Raw genomic sequence first — 21,251 nt, 5'->3', positions numbered from 1 at the left:
ATTATTTAACAAGAAGTTTTAAGTTTATCTAAATTATTTGATTTAATTACACTATTTAATCTATTTTGATATTCATCTCCACCTAGCGAAGAATAATCTGTTAGTGTATTTATTAATTGATCTGTATTATTTGAGTCAATACCACCGGTTTGTCTGACTTGCCTGAATTTAGCAAATTTTTCTCCTGTATTTAATCTAAAGTAGTATCCAAGAATACTATCTCCAACATCTTTGAATGTCTCTACTTGTACATCTGAATCTTTAGCCTTGACACCACAATTTTCTTCAAAGCAGTGTAATCCAAAATAATTATTATAGTCAACTGCAAATCTAGATGTTCCCCAGCCAGTTTCAAGAATTGCTTGAGCAATTACTAGACTTTTAGGTGCGATATTAACTTTTGTAACTAAAGCATTAACTTGTTCTGGTAAGGTCTTAGCATCCCATATTTTATAGAATAATGTATATTTTTTGACTTTTGTTATTTGATTTTCATCTAAATCTTGTTTGTTATTAAGAATATTTTGTAGTTTTAAAATAGTTTGTCTTTGTTTGCATAGTTCTTGATTAGCTTCATCTATTTCTTTTGACATAAAGTTAATAAAACTTTTTTTCTTTTCAGATACATTTTTCATATCTCTAAAATCAGGTTTATAACTTCCTGCCGGTATAGGAGGAGTTTCTAAGTGATATTTATCAGAACTTGCAAAACTTATATTTATAAAAAATATAGTTAAAACAAAAAAGTACTTGCATAAATTTGTTGGATTCATATTTTTATAGCATCTAAGATTAATTTATTTAAATATAATTGTAACAATATATGTAAATATTTGTATAGTTATATTTCATAAGAACTTAATTTTCATAAATTAAGATATCTCCAGGTTGACAATTTAGATATTTACAAATTGCTTCTAAAGTAGAAAATCTAATAGCTTTTGCTTTTTCATTTTTTAAAATAGATAAATTTTGCTCGGTAATTCCAATAGCTTTAGCTAAATCTTTTGATTTTATCTGTTTTTCAATCATAATTTTAGCTAAGTTAACTCTTATAGCCATTTAAATATCCTTAAATTGTTAAATCGTTTTCTTCAGCAAGTTCATGAGCTTTTTGCATAACCTTTGATATTGTTATAATTACTCCCCCACATAACAATGCTAGAATTTCGTTAGTACCAATTGATATACCTACGAAACGTTCACCTATAGGATTATGATAGCTTAGAGTCAATGATATTAAAGGCTCAAAAATAATTTGAGCAAAAAAATAATATATCAATCCCCATCCTAATCTTTTGTATATCAAAACCACTTTCGAAGAAAAGACCTCAAGTCTCTCATAACACGTAAATAATTTGATTAAAAGAGCAATTATATAAAGTATTACTGAAACTGGTATCAAGCTAACTAAAAGTCCTATAATCCTAGTATCTAAAGCTATTGGTTGTGACATTTGATCGATATACTGCTGTGCTGTATCTGTGACATTGGGTATATATTCGCTCTGTGCAAAAGCCCAAAATGTTGGAACAGATATTATTATCAATACAAACACTATTCTAAAAATATTTTTGTAGAACTTACTGATTTTTTCTAAATTTTGCATAACTTTATTCCTTGTATTTAGAGATATGATATCTATTTTAGATTTATTTTACTGTTTATCAATAATTATTTATTGTTAAACAGTAATTTTTTTGTATAAATGTCAAAAAAATGAAGGAAAATAAAATATGTTTAGAAAAGTTTCATTAATGTTAGTTTTTTGTTTTTTTATTAATCTATCAGTTGCTAATAATCTACAAGATATTTAAAGGAATATAGCTACAAATAACTGCGTATTGATGATAAAGAAGAATTTAAAGCACCATGCATTGCTAAAGTAAATGATGAATCTGTAAAAGGAGTGAGTATTTTAATCTTTTAGTTAACCAATTAGAACTTAGCCAGAAAAATGGTTCTGACTATTTAACAAATATAGTAGTTCAAAAAATTAAAATGCAAGTATTAAATGAAATTTTAAGATATCTATTTATAAGCTGGAGATTTATATAAACTTTTATACCATGAGAATATAATTGCAGCAGCTATTAATTTACAAAGGCAAGGTAAAACACAGTATACAAATCTAAGAGATATCTCAAGATTATCAGAATCTGAAGCAAAAGAAGAATTAATAATAGGAAATGTTATAATCGTAGCTATTGCATAACTAAACTTAGCAATAAATGTGAGCATAGCATAGTAACCATTACCAAGCTCTTTTCGTTCAGGATAACTATCTATCCATTTAGCTAAAAGAATACTTGGAAGAATTAGTTCTGTAGCAAGTCCGGCACCAGAGATAAAGCTAATAATAGTAAAAAGTATATAGTCACCGTTTGATAATGCAAAAATAAAAGAAAATATACCAGCATAAAATAGAAGGGCATAACCCCACGTTTTAATAATTCCAAATCTTAGTGATATCTTCTTCATTATAGGTATAAAAATTATTGCTCCTAAGAAATACACAAATATATATAATCCAGTTAAATCTGGTGTTTTTAGAATATATTTACTAAAGAAAATAATAGTCACAGCAGGTAAAGTAGAACCTATAGTACTAACTGTATACCCTACGAATAGAAATATACCATCTCTATCTAGGTGATTAATATAGTTTTTAATATTAAAACTATATATTACGTGTTTAGATTTATCTTCTAGATTAACTTTATTTATCCATTTTAAGAAAAATACACTAGATATAATAATTAATATTATTGCCACTATAGCATATAGAAAATAACCATTCTGGTGAGGCATTATAGCTAAAAAAATAGATAGTAATACAGAAGCTACCAACACTCCTAAAATGTTAGAAATTTCTCGAGATGAGATTACAACCGATTTGCTATTATCATCCTTCAACCAAAGCGCGCCTTTAGTAGTTGAAAATATTGTAATATAGCTAAAAGCCAGTGTAGATAAAAAAATTCCAAGGGCAAGATTGACTATAATATTTGTAAATACAGGGATACATATAATATAAACACCAGCTATGAATATAGCGATTATAGCTATTAAACTAATTTTACTAAGATAATGAAATTTATCACAATACCAACCTATTATAGGGTCGAATATAGCATCTAATGTTCTTAAGATAAAAAGAACTATACTCAAAACTACCAAATTTATACCAAAGTTTGAATGATAATATTCAGGTATAAATATATATATAGGAATACTGGCAAAGGCTACGGGAAACGCTATAAATGCATAGTTAAATATATCTGATTTTTTGATGTTCATATAAACAATAAATTTATTGCATTAATATTATAATAGCACTTACTAGTATTTATTTTTGATAAAAATTGATATTACCAATTTATTTTTTTCTCTGGTATCCATTTATCTAAAAGAGCTCTGTATTTGATTTCTAATACATCTTTAGGAGGTAATTCTGGTAGCTTAGAATATAAATCAGCTTTTTGGAAAGCTTTTAATAAAGGTAGTAACAACCAATCTCTTTCATTAGCTAGCTCTTGATAAGCATGTCCCCCAGTTTGAGGAGTATGCCATGGATAAAATGAGTGATATCGTAGAAGATATAATCCTTCATATGGTATATCACTACCTTGCTCGAATACTTTATAAATATATTCATCATGGCCAAAACTCATATCGACATTATCAAAGCCACATTTTTTCTTATATTTTCCATAATGAGTTTCAGATTCATTATTATAGTCATTATAATCTTTAGAATCTTTAACAAATTCTCTATGGGCAAAAACATTAGCAGTAGCAAAAGGACAAGCGATTGGGTAAGTATCTCCAACTGTTGACCATTGAGGTAGCTCACCATATTCTGGTAGAGTCATGATTTTTCCTAAGTCATGGATGAATCCTACAAGAGGAAGCCATGACCAGTCTTTAATATGGCTATAAAGATTAGATAAAGTTTCTTTTTGAGAATAGAAGTTTTGCCATTCTATAGGTAGACTTTGCCATTCATGATCTCTAAATAATGATCTAATTAAAGCATTTTCTCTAATTTCAGTATTATTTTTTAAGAATTTATTTTGACAAGCCTCTGCTGTTTGATATGCATGTTCAATTTGTGGTAAATCATTATCAGGATCACTTTCATCATGAACATTTTCAAGAAGTTTAAATACTTCATAAACATCCATATTACCAAGCTCAAGTTTAAAATATTTTTGCTTCATTTGAGTAACATAATCTGGGTTTTGATTAATATGCATTTCTCTATATGTTCTTTCTACACGATCTTGGAATTTACTATCTGTATAATTACGAAACTCGCCAAATGTATTTTCTGCTGTTTGAGACATAATATTTCTCCTTTAAATTAATTTAAATTTCTTTACCCAAATATCTTGTTTTTATACCTTTATTAAGATTATTTTCAATAGTCTCTAGATCAATCCCTTTTGTTTCTGGAACAAAAAGATATGTAATAATAAATGCTAAACTTGCTACACAAGCATATATTCCAAAAGTAAATGAAACTCCTAGTTTTGTTAAGATAGTTAAGAATGTTGCGGCAACAACAAAGTTAGCTAGCCATTGTATAGATGCTACAAAACTCATGGCAGATCCTCTAACATTTAAAGGAAAAATTTCTGAAATAATTAGCCAGAACAGAGAACCAACACTAATACAATATCCAACAATATATATTAAAAGACAAATTAAGGCTAATATTGCAACTGTACTACTCGTAACATTATTAAGTAAATAAATCATACTAAATAAACTTAATGCAGCCATTGCAGATCCAATTAGTAGAAACTTTCTTCTCCCTAACTTATCAATAAATATTATAGTTACAATTGTAGCTATAAAGTTAACAAGCCCTAATGAAAGAGTCATAAGCATTTGCATTTCACTACCATTAAAACCAATATTTTCCATTATATACGGTCCATAATACATTACTGTATTGATACCAAAAAATTGTTGAAATATTCCAAGAGCCAAGCCAATGTATAAGACAGGGCGGACCTTCTTATTGAAAATAGCAGAAAATTTCGGCTTAGTTGTTGTTTGAAGATTATGCTGTATAGCTAATAATTCTTTAGAAACCTCCTGTTGTGTTTCTCTAATTTTAGCTAGAGTTTCACGAGCTTCATACTTTCTTCCTTTAGAGAATAACCACTTAGGTGAGTAGGGCATAAAGCACATTCCAATAAATAACATTATCGCAGGAGCCAAACCTGTAGCAATCATAATCCTCCAACTACCGCTACTAGTTAGGTAGTAATCAACTATAAATGCTATAACTTGCCCACCTGTAAGAAAAGCTCCATTCCAAAGTACTAGAGATCCTCTTTTAGATGCTGGAGCAACCTCTGCTATAAATAGTGGAACAGCATAAGATGCTACACCAATAGCTGCGCCTAACATAAATCTACCAATAACTAATGTTGCAATGTCTGGAGCTAAAGAAGCTATTAAAGTACCAATTATAAATAATAAGCTGGTAGCAATCATAACTCTTTTACGACCAAATTTGTCTGTAAAATAACCACTTATTAAAGCTCCAAAAAAAGCTCCTAGCACACAAAAGCTTACAACCATTTCTAATTGCCAATGACTTGCTAAGAAATCCTTTTGGATAAATGGAGTAGCTCCAGCAATAATAGAGGTATCAAAACCAAATAGTAAGCCACCAATTGCAGCGACAGCAACAATAATAATTACATAAAGCTTCGACGATTTTTGTTGATTTTGTTGCATTTTACTATCCTAGTAAATGATTCATGTTAAATATTCTAATTGATTGTGTATAAGTTAAATCATAAGCAATATCAAAAGCATCAGCTTTAGATATTCTGCCTTGAAGAACCATTTCTGCTAGGTATACTGAATCAACACGTCTGGCTATATCATGTCTAACAGGTATAGATAATAGGGCGCGAGTATCATCTATAAAACCTGAGCAGTTATAGAAGCCTGCTGTTTCTGTTACAGCATGGCGAAATCTTTTCATTCCTTCAGCAGAATCATTAAACCACCATGATGGTCCTAAAAAAACACTTGGATAATGTCCAGCTAAAGGAGCTAATTCACGTGAATAAGTTGATTCATCCATAGTAAATAGTACTGTTTTGAAATTATGATTATTACCAACTTTACTCAAAAGGGGATGTAAGCCATTTACATAATCACATTTTAGAGGAATATCACAACCCTTATCATTACCAAATTTTCTTTGGATACGTGTGTTATGATTTCTAAAAACACCAGCATGAACTTGCATAACAAGCCCATCATCAGTAGCCATTTTTGCCATTTCAGTAAGCATTTGACCACTAAAAACTTGTTTTTCTTTAGCGCTAGCAGTATTGGAAACTATTTTTTTAAACAAACTGTGACGTTCGGTTTTATTTAAATCATAAGTATTTGGAACTGTAATACCATGATCAGAAGCAGTAGCTCCATTAGCTTTGAAAAACTCACGTCTTTCTGCTAAAACATTAATGAAGTCATTATAGGAGTCTATTTTTGTATTAAGTTTTTTTGCTAGTTTCTTTATGTTTTTATGAACTGGGTGTAGCTCTGGATTTGTGACACTATCTGGACGAAATGTTGGAACTACTTTACACTCAAAATTAGAATTAGCTATATTTTTATGATGTTGTAAATCATCAGCGACATCATCGGTAGTAGCAATAACCTTTATATTAAACTTTTGACATATTTCACGAGGAAGAAACTCTTTTTGCTTTAAACAGTTATCTATATGTTCATATAGTTCATCAGATGTTTTAGTATTAAAAGGTTTATGATATTTAAATACATCTTTAAGTTGCGCATCAAACCATAGACCGACTTGAGTTCCTCTAAATAAATACCAGTTTTCTGCAACTTTTTTCCATATTTTTTTAGGATCAGTTTCAACTGGTTTACCATCTTTTCGAGCAATTCCAAAATCCTCTAACTTTAAACCTTGAGAGTAAAACATTCTAAAAATATAATGATCAGGTTTTATAAGAAGCTCAACAGGGTTTTCAAATGCTTGATTTTCATCAAACCATTTTGGATCAGTATGACCATGAGGACTGATTATTGGTAGGTTTTTTATATGTTGATAAATCTCAAGAGCTAAATCTCTTGTTTGTTTATCTACTGGCATTAATACGTTATCGTTTAACATATACTCCTCCTTTATATTAACGATGAACTTCCTATAGCAATAATGTTTTCTTGGTTTAAATACTCTTGTTGATTTTGAGCATTAATTCCTCCAGTTGCACAAAATTTAACTTCAGGGAAAACTGCCTTATAGTTTTTTAAAAGCTTAATTCCTCCAAATGCTTCAGCTGGAAAAAATTTGATAGTTCTAAAACCATAACTCATGACTGTCATAATTTCAAAAGGTGTCACAGCACCTGGTAGATACTTAAGGTTATGTTCTTGGGCAAATTTTAGTAATTCATGGCTAGCTCCTGGAGAAACATAAAAATCAGCTTCAAGAAATCTTGCTTTTCTAAATAGCTCTATATTTGTTATAGTTCCTATGCCAATAATCAAATCATTATTAGACTTGATTACTTTTTCGATAACATCTAAAGAATTAGGTGTTCTAAGGGTGAACTCAACTATATTAAGCTTTTTCTCTCTTACTTTTTTTAATATCGATTCTGCTTGTTCAATAGTATCTGCAGATACCACTGGTATTAAGGGATTATTTTTGAGCAATTCACCTGTTGGCATTTATCAACTCCTTTAACTGATTTGTGTAGATGTCTGTATGGCTTTTATCAATTATAGCACCTTGATGCTGTATAATCTCAGCTGCAAAATTTTGAGCAAATTCAATACTTGCTTGCAAATTTAGGTTATTAGAGAAAGCTGTTAAAAAAGCAGCATTAAAGCTATCTCCAGCTGCAGTTGTATCTATAGGTGTAACTATTTTAGTAGCTTTAATTAAGCTAATTGTATTTTGATATTGTAATACAGTAGGATTTGTACCGTGTTTAATAATAACTATAGGAATATCAAATTTATTATATCTATCTAAGGTTTTTTGATAATTAACATCATCAAAAAGCAACTCTTCATCATCAAAAGTTGTTAAAACTATCGTTACATGTTTTAGTATTCTTTCTAAGAATGCTTTGGTTTGTTCTTTAGATCTCCAACATTTAGGGCGATAATTTAAATCAAAAATTATTTCTTTGTCATCACCTGAGTTTCTAAAATCTTTTAACCAGTTTGCAAATATACCTAGCTGTTTGTCATCCCATCTTGAGAGAGAGATACCTGAGAAATATAAGTAATTATACTCTTTATTATATCTATCTAAATTTTCTTTTGGTAAGTGATAGAAAATATCTTTGATAGGAGCTTGTTCACGCCAATAATAAAAACTTCTTTCACCTTGATTATCTGTTTGTATAGCATATAAGCCAGGGATCCTACCTTTTTTTTTTAAAACTTCAGAAGTATTAATATTCTCAGTATCCCAATGAGATATCATCTGAGCTGAAAAGTTATCATCTCCAAGAGCTGTGAGAAAAGAAACATCTCCATTAAGTCTTGCAAAATATAATGCTGTATTTAAAACATCGCCACCAAAGTTTAATTTAGCTTGAGAACCTAACTGGATTTGACCACTAAGCTCAAGCATACACTCGCCAATAGCTAAAAGTTTATTTTGACTCATTTTCTAGTTCTCTTTTTACAGCGTATGCAACACCGCGAACTTCAGCAAGACCTTTCATGCGTCCAATGCATGAATATCCAGGATTAGTTTTTTTATCTAAATCTGAAAGCATTTGTTGACCATGATCTGGTCGCATGTATATAGGCTGCGAGTCTTTTTCTATTTTTAAGATTTCTTTCACAAGAGCATACATATCTGTATTGCCACATAAGTGTTCAGCCTCATAGAAACTGCGGTTATTAGGATTAAGAGCAACATTTCTTAGATGTGTAAAATAAATTCTTCTACCAATTTTTTTCGCCATAAGAGGAAGATTATTATCCCATCTAGAACCTAATGATCCAGCACAGAATGTTATACCATTAGCCATAGATGGTATATTTTCAAATAACCAGTCATAATCTTCTATAGTGCTAATTATTCTTGGTAAGCCGAATAATTCAAACGGAGGATCATCAGGGTGTATAGCTAACTTCGCTCCAACTTCTTCGGCTACCGGAATTACTTTTTTCAAAAAATATACTAAATTTTCACGTAATTTTTCTTTATTAATATCTTTATACTCATCTAGTGCTGCTTGAAACTGTTCTACTGAAAAGCTTTCTTCAGCACCAGGTAGACCCGCAATTATATTACCTGTAAGTTTTTCTATTTCAGCATCTGACATGTTCTCAAAATATTCTTTTGCTTGAGAGATTACATCAATTTTATAATCTTTCTCGGCATTTTGTCTTTTTAATATATGAATATCAAAAGCAGCAAATGCTATCTCATCAAAAGATAAAGTCTTTGCACCTGTGGAAGTTTGTTTACCTAAATCTGTACGAGTCCAATCTAATACAGGCATAAAATTATAGATAATTAATTTAATACCACATTTAGCTAAATTACGAATGCTTTGACAGTAGTTATCTATATATTCATCACGTGTAGACTTACCTCTTTTGATATCCTCATGAACCGGAATACTTTCTACAACAGACCATATTAAATTTGTTTTACCCAGCTTATTAGAGCTCTCAACCTCAAGTTGTCTTTTTTGAATTTCTTCTACGGACCAGACTTTTCCATTAGGTATATGGTGTAGAGCAGTTACAATATCAGTAACTCCAGTTTGCATAATATCTTCGATACATACAGGATCATTTGGACCAAACCAACGCCATGATTCTATCATTTTATTCTCCTAATTTAGTAAGAGTTTTAATAACGCCATTTTTATTAATTTCTTCAATAAAAAACACTATTTTTTCTTTTAAATACTTATTTGTTGCTATTGTTTCTGGGAATATGCTTTTTAATGATAAGAAACAATTAACTATATCAGTAATTTGAGTATTTTCTTGATATATTGACTTATAATCATTTTGTAGAGGATCACTAATTTCTAATATTTTTCCATATTGATCTTTACCACTACAAAATAATATCCAACCTGCTAATCCTAGAGCCAAAATATCATAATTTTGTTTTTTTTCTAAAAGATGTGCTAATGATCCTAACCATCTTTGAGGTATTTTTTTAGAGCCATCCATGGCTATCTGTTCAGTCTTATGCTTTAAATGAGGGTTAGCAAATCTATGTAAAAGTTTATCAGCATATTTACTGGTTGAGATCTCTTGTGGTAAACCATCTACTAATGGAGCTGCAATTTCTAGCATATATTTTTTAATAAAATTATAAAACTCAGACTTAGATATAACTTCATCTACTGTTTTTAAACCAGCATAAGCCCCTAGATAAGCGATCAAACTATGACTACCATTTAGCATAGTTAGTTTTAATTTCTCGAAAGGTTCTATATCTTCAACAAATTCTACGCCTACTTTTTCTAGAGCGGGGCGACCATTAGCAAAATTATCTTCGATAACCCATTGAGAGAATTCTTCCGTTGCTACTGCTGAGATATCTTTTTGGCCAATCATATTTTCAATATTATCTAGAGTTTGTTGAGTAACAGCTGGAACAATTCTATCTACCATTGAGCTAGGGAAACTCACATTTTCTGCTACCCAAATACTAAACTGTTTATCTATTTTACTTGAGAAGTTTAGAATAGCTTTTTCTAGAATTTTGCCATTATTTGGCATATTATCACAACTTAACAAAGTTATAGCTTTAGCATTTTTATTCCAACGTTTATATAGTCCAGCAACTGTAATTCCTATAGCAGTTTTAGGAGAGTTAATATTTGCCAAATCATAAGCTATATCAGAATTTTCAAAATTTAATTCTTGAGTTGATAAATCAACATAATAACCTTTTTCAGTAACTGTATAGGTGACTATTTTTATATTAGGATCTGAAATTTTAGTTATTAGATCTTGAGATTGACCATTACCTGCAAAGTAAACATCTTTTAATGCACCTATTATAGTATTTTTAGTGCTAGATTCATCATTGGTTGATAATGTATATAAGCAATCATTTGCTTTTAAATCATCAATTAATTTTTGATTAGTTCTAATTGTGCCACTTATATAACCCCAGTTTAGGGCATTTTGATCATCAGTATTAAGTAACTTATCAATATAGAACACTTGGTGGGCTCTATGAAATGCTCCGATACCTATATGCAATATTCCTGGTTTTAAATTATTACGATCATAACTCGGTAAACTACAATTATGTAATTTTTGAAGATTAAGCATTATATTTTAAATCCTTATTCATATTGATTATTTGAGGTTGAGTAACTCTAAAGTTCTCATGACCATCATATTTCCAACTAATATCCAGTTTAGCATTTTTATTTGTAAGTTGAATATGTAAAATACCACTTTTATTATTTAGGTATTCCATAGTCTCACCATCATCTAAATATACTTGATGCTGAGTAATTTCTTTATTTAAAGAAGGATAAACCTTATATGCTAAATTTTGCTCAAAATTATTAAATTTAGCCTTTTGTTTATTTATAACAATTACACTTCCTTCTTTAACAAATATTGGAATACTTTGTATATCTACATTTAAACTAATAGTTTTTCCACCTTGATAAATTTCCCCAGTATAGTAGTCATACCAGTTTGAACCCTCAGGTAAGTATATCTCTCGAACTCTTTGATATTTTTCTAAAATATTTGCTATAAGTAGATTTCCCATCATAAAGTCTGGAGTCTCTTGAAATGTTTTCGCATCATTTTCAAAATCATAAAAAGTTGGCTTAATAACAGGTTTAGCATTTTTATAAGCTTGATAACATAATTGATAAATATAAGGAATTATTTCATTACGTAAGTCAAAAGCAGCTTGAATAGTTTTTAAAGCTTCTGGATACATCCAAGGAGTGTTTACTGATTTATCATCATTCCATGAGTGAATAGTAAATCTAGGATAAAATATACCATGTTGAATCCAACGTATTAATAGCTCAGGCTCTGGAGCAGGACCACTAAATCCACCTATATCATGCCCAAAGTTATAAATACCTGATAAAGATAAACCCTTAGACATTTCTAAGTTATATTTTAAAGTTTTCCATTCAGTATAGTTATCACCAGTCCAAGTTTGAGCATATCTTTGTAGTCCTGCACATCCTGATCTTGTAATTAGATAAGGACGCTTGTTTGGAGCAAAAGCTTTTTGAGCTTCAAAACTAGACTTAGTCATAAGAAGTGCCTGAACTGGCTTTATATGTTTGATTTTTATTTCTTTACCAAAGCCATAACATATCGCATCACCATTATAGACTTCATATTCATTATTATCATTCCATGTAGATTCTATACCTTTTTCTAGAAGCTGTCTTGTAACATTGTCTTGCCACCAATCTATGGTTTTTGGATTTGTAAAGTCTAAATAGTAACCTAGTTCATCCCAATATTGTACAAGTTCAGGTTTAGTATAATATTTGTTATATACAAAGCCATTAAAACTAGCTACTTCATCTAATTTAGGATGATCTTGGAGTAAGCAAGGTTTAATATTTGCACATAGTTTAATACCATTATCATGATATTTTTTAGTAAAAGCTTCTATATGTGGGAATTTTGAATGATTCCAATTAAAGACATATCTTTTGTCACCTATAGAGGTATACCCTGAACTTAGTTGGAACGAACCACATTGGATATTATATTTTTGACAGTCATCAATAAAATTATCCATTTGATCTTGAGCATCTGGAAGATCTGTGTAGGTCATTGTTGAGCCTGAATAATATAAACTCCAATAGGGTGGTAGTATAGTTTTTCCTGTGATTGTGCTAAAAGTTTCTGTAATATCAGCAATCTTATCACCAACTATAAAATAATAATCTAAATCTCCAGCTTTAGCCTCATAACTAATATAAGGACCATGATAGTTATCAATCTCTTTACCAAAGTTAAAAACACTATCACTTAAATTATCATAGAAAACTCCAAAAGAACTTTTATTTATAGGATTATGAGATATGAAAAAAGGAATGTGTTTATATAAAGGATCAGAGCTTTCTGCATCATAACCCATAGGGTCAATTGATTTCATTTCATATCGTTTTTTATCACGGTTAACAGAGCCAGTCTTTTCACCAAGACCAAAAAACATAGCATTAGGATCTTTTTTTATAGCATGATATACACCACGATCTGACCAGAAGTCTAAATTATATGCTTGGGTTTGTAAGTCTTGAGATACTTTAATCCATTTATTAGAGTTGTCTTTTTTGTACCAATTTATAATAAAGCCATTAAGTTTTATTTCACACTTTAGTTTTGATGTTTCTATAAAAGCAAAATCACCATTACCATAAGCTTCAAATTTAGGGCAGCTAAAACTAGATGTATCTAGCCTATCAGTCCCTTCAAATAGAATATCATCTTTTGTTATTGACCAAGTCTTATTTAATACTGGCTTTAAAGATTTAGTAAAAAGTATTCTAAAAATATTTTCCTCTAATACGTAGACTCTAACAAAAATTTGTTTCTCTGGTTGTTCAAATAAAATATGATCAGCTCGAGTATCTCTTAGTTCAAATTTGCAAATATCTAACATAATTTATAATCCTAAAATGCGTTATTTCGACCCCAAGTTTTTTCATGAGGCCAACCAGTAAGTTCTTCAACAATATTGATAGCTTCTTTGGGAGCCTTTTCAAGTTCTCCTCCTGCTCTTAGTCTCTCTAGTTCAGTTACTAATATGGAATGTTTTGCTTGAGTTAATCTAAATCTTGAACTTGCAATAGCTCCGATAATACAAAACAATATAGTACCGCCAATAAAACAAATATTTATTCCTAATAAAGCAGATTCTGACTGGGTTACTATCCCTGCTTTAAAATTAAATATAGATAATGTAAAACCAACTATTGCAAATGCTAATGCTTGAACTAATTTACGTGAAACAGTCATTGTACTAGCGAAAGTTCCTTCTCTTCTTTTAGTAGTTAATGCTTCATCGATATCTGCAATAAAATTATAGATATTCCATGGTGTGAAATAGCATCCTGCTCTAGCGAAACCTAAAACAAATATAATTACAACAAATGAAACTAGAGCAAGAATCGGAGTAAACATGGGAATAACAAGGAAACTAAACATACTTACAATAAGACAGCTAATAGCAATTCTATAGCTCATCACACTACCAACTTTTATACATAAATATGCAAATATAGGTACCGAAATAACCTGAATTATTGAAAAACAGGTATATACAATTGATGCGGAACTAATATTGTAATCTAATATAAAAGTAAAATAGTAAGCGAAACTTGCACCAAATACATCTAATGCAACAAAAGCACCGATATACATCAAGAGATTAAGTCTAAATGCTCGGACTCGTAGTGTCGAAAATATGTTAATAAATATAAATTTTATTTCTTTTAATAACGATGAGTGATCTTTTTTTGAAACTTCAACTTTTCTTTCCCAAGTGAACTTATAAACAAAGAACCATGGTAGCATGAATAGGATTGCACAAATAATACCCATAATTATAAAAGATGTCTTTTCATCTGCAAAAAAATACATAATAGCTGCGGGTAAAAATCCTGCAATAATATTAGAGCTTTGTGAGAAAATCATCCTAATTCCAGTCATTTTTGATCTGACATCATAGCTATCAGTCATTTCCGCAGCTAATGTTTCATAAGGGACTTGAATCATCGTAAAAATGAAGTTAAAAGCAATATAACCAAATAAGTAATACCAAAAACCAAATCCAGGAATCCAAAGTAATGCAAATACTGAAACTAGAGGAGCACCTATTACAAAGAAAAATCTTCTTCTACCTAAAGGTCCTCTCCAATTATCTGAAATATATCCCATAATTGGATCTGCAAATACATCAAGACCTCTACCAATTGCTACTATCAGCCCAGCCTCTGCAGCAGATAATCCAGCTATATTTGTATAGAAGTACATTAGCCATAAACCTAGAATAGTAAAAGCGCCACCACCAAAAAAATCACCTGATCCATAGGCAACCATATTTTTAAATTTAACTTCTTTAATATTTGACATTACTCTTTTACCTAAAATGGTTATAACTTAAATATAAGTGATTTAGAATTGATTTTAAATATAAATTAAAGCTCGAGTAATAGTTTTTGATTATCAATCAATTAGTAAATGATTAATTATTAATATTCTTTTAAAGCATTTTTTTCTTATCATACTGATCGATACTAGCTATAATCGAATTTAAAATAAAATTACTATGGATAAAATTGATGAATATTAGAAAGCAAAATTCATTCTTTTTGCTATGTTTTTTCGAATTCTTTGAAAGATTTGGTTACTACGGATTTAGTTATACGGCTATTTTATTTTTTATGAGTCAATATGGTTTTGATTTTACAGAAAAACAAGCAGTACTTCTATTTGGTGGCTTTGCTTCATTAACATATGTTTTTAATGCTATTGGTGGATATGTCGCAGATAAAGTCTTTGGTATAAAAAGAACTATGTTTTTAGGAGCTATTTTTCTTTTAATTGGATATTTTAGCTTAGCACTAAGCCCTTATTTTGTAAGCATTGATAACTATGTTTATATAAGTTTAGCTTGTATTATTGTGGGATCTTCATTATTTAAGCCAGCGCCTACAAACTTAATTTCTAGAATGTATACAGATAAACTAAAATTAGATTCTGTCTATACATATTTTTATATGTCAATAAACTTAGGATCACTATCTGCATCTCTTTTGATACCCGTTTTAGCAACTAAATATGGTTATACTGTTGCATATGGTGTGTGTTCTGTAGGTTTTGCGATAGGCATATTAAATAGTATATTAAGTTATTCTAGTATCAAAAATATTGGTAATGAAGTCGATTTTAAAAATATTGGATATCTAAAAACTATCCTCATCGTGTTAATTTTTATCATTGCTATCATGGGGCTTAGTATAATTTTACAAGCTAATGATACTATTAATTATATTTTATGGTTTGGTGCGGGACTTATTTTTGGAGTATTTGCTTTTCAAATCTATGTTGAGAAAGATCCTAGCTCAAGAAAAAAGATAGTAGCTGCAATAATTTTATTAGTTTATGCGGTACTGTTTTTTATAATATATCAGCAGAAATCAACCTCATTCTTCTTGTTTAATGTACATCATGTTAATTTAAATTTATTTGGTTATAGTGTTAATCCTCAAAGTATACCTGGAGTTTTAAATACTGCTGGTGTAATTATATTGTCCCCAATATTAGCTTTTATATACACAAAGCTAGGGGCGAAAGATTTTAGCTTACCATTTAAGTTTGCTTTGGGAATCCTATTCTGTGGTTTAGCATATGGTAGTATGTTTTTAGCATGTATGATTAATGATCCTACAGCTAAAGTTAGTATACTTTGGGAAGTTTTAGCAATAACAGTGTTTTTCTCAGCGGGTGAATTATTAATCTCAGCTCTAGGATTGTCTTTGATGGCTAAATTATTACCTCAAAGAATAACTGGCTTTGCTATGGGAACATGGTTTATAACATCAGCTATTGGTATTAAGATTGGTACAACAATTGCTCAAGCAGTTTCAAGTGGTATACAATATGATGAGTCAAAAGGCTTTGATATTCAGATGACGATAAGTAGTTTCCATAAATACCAGGAATTATTTGGCTATGTTTCTCTAGTTGCGATAGTTTTTGCAATAATTGCTTTTGTAATTGGCAAAAAACTTAATAAAATGATCCAAGATTAAATTATATTACCTAGTTATGCATAATCAATTCTCTACTAAAAAAGCATTAATTTTATTACTAATGACTATAACAATGTGGTCAACAGCTTTTATTGGAATACGTTATTTGATGCTAAATGGATTTAGTGCTGGAGGCTTGTCTTTAGCTAGATATGGTATAGCTAGTATTGTTATGCTTATAATATTTGTTAGACAAAAAAATAAAACTAAGCCTAATTTAAAAGATTTGTTGAGATTTGCTATTTTAGGCTTTTTTGGTTTCTTTGCATATAATGTATTGTTAAATTCAGGAGAATCTAGAATTACTGCATCTAGTGCTAACTTTATTATAGCTCAGGCTCCTATAATTGTAGCTATATTTGCATTTATATTCTGGGGTGAAAAAATTAATAAGTATGGTATTTTCGGATTTGTCTTAGCCATTATAGGTGCTGCAGTAATTTTTTGTTCGAAGAATGATACCTCATTTGAGTTTATTGGTATTTGCTTAGTTTATGGAGCTTGTTTTTCAGGTGCTATTTACTCAGTTTTTCAGAAAAGTTTATTTATAAAGTTTCACCCAATTGAAGCTATTACCTATTGTATTTGGTTTGGCACAATTATGTTGATGGTATATTCTAATGAGGCTTATGTGGAATTATCTACAGCAAATTTCACAAGTATCTTTGTTGTAATTTATATAGGAGTATTTCCTGGAGCATTAGGTTACCTATTTTGGGGTTATGCTTTTAGAAATATTCCCGCAACAGTCGCTATTAGTTCGTTATATTTTATGCCTATTATTTCTTTATTTTTAGGTTCGATTCTCTTGGGAGAGACAGAAGCATATATATCAATAGTTGGTGGAATAATAAGTGTTGTAGGGGCTTTTATAATTAGTAAATATGGCTTAAATAAAAAAACTAACTAAAACTCTTAAATTGTTTGTCTTACCACATTTTAATAAAAATCTTTTTTGTCTATAATATCTGCAAGTTTTTAAATAAAGGATAAATATGCAAATAGTTGATCAAATGAGAGATCAGGCTCTTGAAGAGCTAAATCTTGTCAGTGATAAAAAATCTCTAGATGATATTCGAGTAAAATATCTTGGTAAAAAAGGTGAACTGACAGGTATGATGAGGCTAATAGCTACACTACCTAATGAAGAAAAGCCAAAGCTTGGTCAAGCTGTTAATATTGCAAAAGAAGCACTTCAAAATGCTATTAATGAAAAATTAGCAAAATTTGAAGAAGCAGAACTAAATGAAAAATTAGCAAGTGAAAAAATTGATGTTACATTAAAAGGAGTAGGGCAAAATCAAGGTTCACTACATCCTGTAACAAAAACACTTAATCGAATTGAAGCATTTTTTAAACAAAATGGTTTTGCAGTAGAAGTAGGACCTGAGATTGAAAGTGATTATTATAATTTTGAGACTCTAAATATACCGTCGCATCATCCAGCTCGTGCTATGCATGATACTTTTTATATTGATGATACTCATGTACTTAGAACTCATACATCAGGTGTTCAGATCAGAACTATGGAAAAGCAACAACCACCTATTAGAATTATTGCTCCAGGTAGAGTTTATCGTTGTGATTCAGATATTACACATACACCTATGTTTCATCAGGTGGAAGGATTGCTTGTAGATAAAGATGTTTCATTTGCTGATCTAAAAGGTTTGTTACATGCTTTTCTTAACTCATTCTTTGAAAAGGATCTAAAAGTAAGATTTAGACCATCATATTTTCCATTCACAGAGCCATCTGCGGAGGCTGATATGGAGTGTGTAATGTGCGATGGCAAAGGCTGTAGAGTTTGTAAACACACTGGTTGGTTAGAGGTTCTTGGTTGTGGTATGGTGCATCCTAAAGTATTAAAAGCTGGGAATATAGATTCTGAAAATTACCAAGGATTTGCTTTTGGTATGGGTGTTGAGAGATTATCAATGCTTAGATACGGTATTGATGATTTAAGAATGTTCTTTGAGAATGATCTAAGATTTTTGAAACAGTTTTAATTATTATTTGAGGTTTATAAATGAAATTTTCACATAATTGGTTAAATGAATATCTAGGTGATACTCAAAATAGCCAAAATTTGGCAGATACTTTAACTTTAGCTGGTTTAGAAGTAGATGCAATTGAACCAGTTGTCGCAGAGAAAGTCAGTGGTGTTGTTGTTGGTCAGATCAAAACTATCAATAAACATCCTGATGCCGATAAGCTTAATATTTGTACTGTAGATGTAGCAGAAGGTGAGCTTCTAACTATAGTTTGTGGTGCTAGTAATATATATGAAGGTATGAAAGCACCAGTTGCAAAAATTGGAGCTGTTTTACCAGGTGATTTTAAAATCAAAAAATCAAAGCTAAGAGGACAAGAGTCTTTTGGTATGATGTGTTCTGAAGAAGAGCTTGGCTTGGCTGAAAAAGCTGATGGCTTAATGGATCTGCCTACAGATGCTCCAGTTGGTGTTGATATTAATAAATATCTAAATTTAGATGATAATATTATCGAAGTCGATCTAACTCCAAATAGAGCTGATTGTTTGAGTGTATACGGTATAGCCCGCGAAGTTTCTGCACTTACAAAAACAGAGCTTAAAGATTTGGAAATACTAGAACCTAAAGCAACTATTACAGACACTAAAGATGTCAGCATTACTGCAGTAGATGCATGTCATGCATATTATGGTTGTATTATCAAAAATGTAAATAATAATGTCCAAACTCCGTTATGGATGGTTGAAAAATTAAGAAGAAGTGGTATTGGAAGTATCTCATTTTTTGTAGATGTAACAAATTATGTATTATTACTAACTGGTCAGCCAATGCATGCTTTTGATTTAGATAAGTTGGATGGTAGTATAAATGTTCGCTATGCAGATAATAATGAACAACTAACTCTTTTAGATGAAACAGAAGTTAAATTACAATCAGATACTCTAGTAATAGCAGATGATTCAAGAGCTCTAGCTATAGCTGGTGTGATGGGAGGTTTAGATTCATCAATAACTGATAGCACAACTAATATATTCTTAGAAAGCGCATTCTTTGTACCAGAAAAAATTGCTGGTAAGGCACGTAAATATAATCTACATACTGATTCATCACATAGATTTGAGCGTGGAGTTGATCCGCAATTAGCTGAAAAAGCAATGAAAATAGCTATCAAATTAATAAATGAAATTGCAGGTGGTGAAGTTGCTCCAATTCATGGATCAGAAGATTTACAAAAGTTAAATAAGCAAAATAAAATTACTCTTTCTATTAAAAAACTAAATCGTGTATTAGGAACTGATTTTGATATAGAATATGTAACAGAAGTTCTCAAAGCATTACACATGGATGTAGAAACAAGCTTTGATAGTAATTGTATAGAAGTATTACCTCCCTCATATCGTTTTGATATGGAAATCCCTGAGGATCTAATAGAGGAAGTTGCTCGTGTGTATGGTTATTCAAAACTACCTGAAACTATGCCTAAGTATGCTGCAACTAAGATAAATATTTCAGAAACAAAGCAATCTTATGATGTTTTAAACTCTAGGTTAGTTGATAGAGGTTATCATGAAGCTATTAATTATAGCTTTATAGATCCTAAGTTTGATGAGTTTTTCTTTGAGCAAAAGGGTATCGCTATTAGAAATCCAATTTCTCAAGATTTATCTGTAATGAGACAATCTTTGATACCTGGATTGATCAATTCATTTAAGGCAAACACATCACGTCAACAAAATAGAATAAGAGTATTTGAGAAGGGCGCTTGTTTCAAACTAGAGAATAAGCAAAGAGTTCAATTTGATAGAGTTGCAGGTTTAGTTTATGGAGAACTGCTGAATCCAAACTGGTCTAATACAAAAAAAGTAGACTTCTTTGATATTAAAGCTGATATTGAGGCGCTTTGTGCTGATATTGCTGATCTAAACTTTGAAGTATGTGATGATGTTAATTGGCTACATCCTGGCCAATCAGCTTATGTGCTTGCTGGCGGTAATAAGATTGGTGTTATTGGTGTAATTCATCCATCAGTTTTAAAAACTTTCCAGATTAAAGCTAAGGCTCCTATAGTGTTTGAATTAAATTTGGATGTTTTAGTTAATAAGAAAATACCTAGTTTTGAAAAAATTTCTAAATATCCATCTGTATCAAGAGATATATCATTCTTAGTTGATAAATCTGTACTTGCTGGAGATATTACCAAAGCTATCAATGACCTTAATATAAGCATACTAAAAGATGTAAGTATTTTTGATATCTATGAGTCTGACGAAAATGCAAGAAAGAGCATAGCTTTAAGCATGCTTTTCCAAGATAATGATAAAACTTTAGATGATATAATTATAAACCAAGCTACAGATTCTACTTTATCTATTCTAAAAGATAAGTTTAACGCAGAACAAAGAGTTTAATTTTATGTTAGAATGGGAATAACATAGTC

General features: G+C 30.3%; 17 protein-coding genes. 4 read left to right on the top strand and 13 right to left on the bottom strand.

Annotated elements, in window-relative coordinates; translation table 11 throughout:
* Window positions 1-5 precede the first annotated feature (5 nt).
* The 13 genes from ACKTR7_RS01085 to ACKTR7_RS01025 all read right to left on the bottom strand — a co-directional run bounded on the left by ACKTR7_RS01085 (window position 6) and on the right by ACKTR7_RS01025 (window position 15,138).
* On the bottom strand, window positions 6-773 hold the full coding sequence (locus ACKTR7_RS01085) for a glucosaminidase domain-containing protein (RefSeq protein WP_407876629.1): 768 nt from the start codon (window positions 771-773) through the stop codon (window positions 6-8).
* Window positions 774-858: 85 nt separating this feature from the next.
* The gene (locus ACKTR7_RS01080; RefSeq protein ID WP_407876628.1) at window positions 859-1,062 is read right to left on the bottom strand and encodes a helix-turn-helix domain-containing protein; all 204 of its coding nucleotides are present in this window, start codon (window positions 1,060-1,062) and stop codon (window positions 859-861) included.
* A 10-nt stretch (window positions 1,063-1,072) separates the two neighbouring features.
* Complete coding sequence (locus tag ACKTR7_RS01075; RefSeq protein WP_407876627.1) at window positions 1,073-1,609, bottom strand: DUF2975 domain-containing protein; 537 nt, start codon at window positions 1,607-1,609, stop codon at window positions 1,073-1,075.
* A 422-nt stretch (window positions 1,610-2,031) separates the two neighbouring features.
* Window positions 2,032-3,300, bottom strand: coding sequence for an MFS transporter (locus ACKTR7_RS01070; protein ID WP_407876626.1), 1,269 nt, complete (start codon window positions 3,298-3,300; stop codon window positions 2,032-2,034).
* Window positions 3,301-3,371: 71 nt separating this feature from the next.
* On the bottom strand, window positions 3,372-4,349 hold the full coding sequence (locus ACKTR7_RS01065) for an inositol oxygenase family protein (RefSeq protein ID WP_407876625.1): 978 nt from the start codon (window positions 4,347-4,349) through the stop codon (window positions 3,372-3,374).
* A 22-nt stretch (window positions 4,350-4,371) separates the two neighbouring features.
* On the bottom strand, window positions 4,372-5,757 hold the full coding sequence (locus tag ACKTR7_RS01060; protein ID WP_407876624.1) for a sugar porter family MFS transporter: 1,386 nt from the start codon (window positions 5,755-5,757) through the stop codon (window positions 4,372-4,374).
* A gap of 4 nt (window positions 5,758-5,761) precedes the next feature.
* Window positions 5,762-7,177, bottom strand: coding sequence for a glucuronate isomerase (uxaC, locus tag ACKTR7_RS01055; protein WP_407876623.1), 1,416 nt, complete (start codon window positions 7,175-7,177; stop codon window positions 5,762-5,764).
* Window positions 7,178-7,188: 11 nt separating this feature from the next.
* Window positions 7,189-7,737 carry a bifunctional 4-hydroxy-2-oxoglutarate aldolase/2-dehydro-3-deoxy-phosphogluconate aldolase gene (gene eda, locus ACKTR7_RS01050; RefSeq protein ID WP_004287738.1) on the bottom strand — a complete coding sequence of 183 codons (549 nt, stop codon included), beginning with the start codon at window positions 7,735-7,737 and terminating at the stop codon, window positions 7,189-7,191.
* Complete coding sequence (locus ACKTR7_RS01045; protein ID WP_407876622.1) at window positions 7,724-8,689, bottom strand: sugar kinase; 966 nt, start codon at window positions 8,687-8,689, stop codon at window positions 7,724-7,726. Before ACKTR7_RS01045 ends, eda begins: the two co-directional genes overlap by 14 nt.
* Window positions 8,676-9,866, bottom strand: coding sequence for a mannonate dehydratase (gene uxuA / locus ACKTR7_RS01040; protein ID WP_407876621.1), 1,191 nt, complete (start codon window positions 9,864-9,866; stop codon window positions 8,676-8,678). The genes ACKTR7_RS01045 and uxuA overlap by 14 nt, the downstream gene beginning before the upstream one ends.
* A 1-nt stretch (window position 9,867) precedes the next feature.
* Complete coding sequence (locus ACKTR7_RS01035; RefSeq protein ID WP_407876620.1) at window positions 9,868-11,340, bottom strand: mannitol dehydrogenase family protein; 1,473 nt, start codon at window positions 11,338-11,340, stop codon at window positions 9,868-9,870.
* On the bottom strand, window positions 11,333-13,666 hold the full coding sequence (locus tag ACKTR7_RS01030; protein ID WP_407876619.1) for a glycoside hydrolase family 31 protein: 2,334 nt from the start codon (window positions 13,664-13,666) through the stop codon (window positions 11,333-11,335). Before ACKTR7_RS01030 ends, ACKTR7_RS01035 begins: the two co-directional genes overlap by 8 nt.
* Before the next feature lie 11 nt (window positions 13,667-13,677).
* Window positions 13,678-15,138 carry an MFS transporter gene (locus tag ACKTR7_RS01025; protein WP_407876618.1) on the bottom strand — a complete coding sequence of 487 codons (1,461 nt, stop codon included), beginning with the start codon at window positions 15,136-15,138 and terminating at the stop codon, window positions 13,678-13,680.
* Between the two features lie 206 nt (window positions 15,139-15,344).
* Here ACKTR7_RS01025 and ACKTR7_RS01020 point away from each other — a divergent pair, with 206 nt between their 5' ends.
* The 4 genes from ACKTR7_RS01020 (at window position 15,345) to pheT (ending at window position 21,222) form a co-directional block, all read left to right on the top strand.
* On the top strand, window positions 15,345-16,820 hold the full coding sequence (locus ACKTR7_RS01020) for a peptide MFS transporter (protein ID WP_407876617.1): 1,476 nt from the start codon (window positions 15,345-15,347) through the stop codon (window positions 16,818-16,820).
* Between the two features lie 16 nt (window positions 16,821-16,836).
* Entirely contained in the window at window positions 16,837-17,730 is an 894-nt protein-coding gene (locus tag ACKTR7_RS01015) for a DMT family transporter (RefSeq protein ID WP_407876616.1), read from the top strand.
* Between the two features lie 85 nt (window positions 17,731-17,815).
* Entirely contained in the window at window positions 17,816-18,829 is a 1,014-nt protein-coding gene (pheS, locus tag ACKTR7_RS01010) for a phenylalanine--tRNA ligase subunit alpha (protein ID WP_222829704.1), read from the top strand.
* 20 nt (window positions 18,830-18,849) lie between these two features.
* Complete coding sequence (pheT, locus tag ACKTR7_RS01005; RefSeq protein ID WP_407876615.1) at window positions 18,850-21,222, top strand: phenylalanine--tRNA ligase subunit beta; 2,373 nt, start codon at window positions 18,850-18,852, stop codon at window positions 21,220-21,222.
* Window positions 21,223-21,251: the final 29 nt, after the last annotated feature.

Origin of the sequence: Francisella sciaenopsi (genome assembly GCF_045862875.1) — a bacterium.
Classification (GTDB): Bacteria; Pseudomonadota; Gammaproteobacteria; order Francisellales; family Francisellaceae; genus Francisella; species Francisella sciaenopsi.
This window is presented reverse-complemented; position numbering and strand designations above follow the sequence as displayed.

Excerpts from the sequence above, each read along its gene's own strand:
- ACKTR7_RS01070 (WP_407876626.1), bottom strand. The coding sequence starts at position 3,300 with ATGAACATCAAAAAATCAGATATATTTAACTATGCATTTATAGCGTTT.
- ACKTR7_RS01065 (WP_407876625.1), bottom strand. The coding sequence starts at position 4,349 with ATGTCTCAAACAGCAGAAAATACATTTGGCGAGTTTCGTAATTATACA.
- ACKTR7_RS01060 (WP_407876624.1), bottom strand. The coding sequence starts at position 5,757 with ATGCAACAAAATCAACAAAAATCGTCGAAGCTTTATGTAATTATTATT.
- uxuA (WP_407876621.1), bottom strand. The coding sequence starts at position 9,866 with ATGATAGAATCATGGCGTTGGTTTGGTCCAAATGATCCTGTATGTATC.
- ACKTR7_RS01035 (WP_407876620.1), bottom strand. The coding sequence starts at position 11,340 with ATGCTTAATCTTCAAAAATTACATAATTGTAGTTTACCGAGTTATGAT.
- uxaC (WP_407876623.1), bottom strand. The coding sequence starts at position 7,177 with ATGTTAAACGATAACGTATTAATGCCAGTAGATAAACAAACAAGAGAT.
- ACKTR7_RS01045 (WP_407876622.1), bottom strand. The coding sequence starts at position 8,689 with ATGAGTCAAAATAAACTTTTAGCTATTGGCGAGTGTATGCTTGAGCTT.
- ACKTR7_RS01085 (WP_407876629.1), bottom strand. The coding sequence starts at position 773 with ATGAATCCAACAAATTTATGCAAGTACTTTTTTGTTTTAACTATATTT.
- pheT (WP_407876615.1), top strand. The coding sequence starts at position 18,850 with ATGAAATTTTCACATAATTGGTTAAATGAATATCTAGGTGATACTCAA.
- ACKTR7_RS01015 (WP_407876616.1), top strand. The coding sequence starts at position 16,837 with ATGCATAATCAATTCTCTACTAAAAAAGCATTAATTTTATTACTAATG.
- ACKTR7_RS01075 (WP_407876627.1), bottom strand. The coding sequence starts at position 1,609 with ATGCAAAATTTAGAAAAAATCAGTAAGTTCTACAAAAATATTTTTAGA.
- ACKTR7_RS01030 (WP_407876619.1), bottom strand. The coding sequence starts at position 13,666 with ATGTTAGATATTTGCAAATTTGAACTAAGAGATACTCGAGCTGATCAT.
- ACKTR7_RS01025 (WP_407876618.1), bottom strand. The coding sequence starts at position 15,138 with ATGTCAAATATTAAAGAAGTTAAATTTAAAAATATGGTTGCCTATGGA.
- pheS (WP_222829704.1), top strand. The coding sequence starts at position 17,816 with ATGCAAATAGTTGATCAAATGAGAGATCAGGCTCTTGAAGAGCTAAAT.
- ACKTR7_RS01080 (WP_407876628.1), bottom strand. The coding sequence starts at position 1,062 with ATGGCTATAAGAGTTAACTTAGCTAAAATTATGATTGAAAAACAGATA.
- eda (WP_004287738.1), bottom strand. The coding sequence starts at position 7,737 with ATGCCAACAGGTGAATTGCTCAAAAATAATCCCTTAATACCAGTGGTA.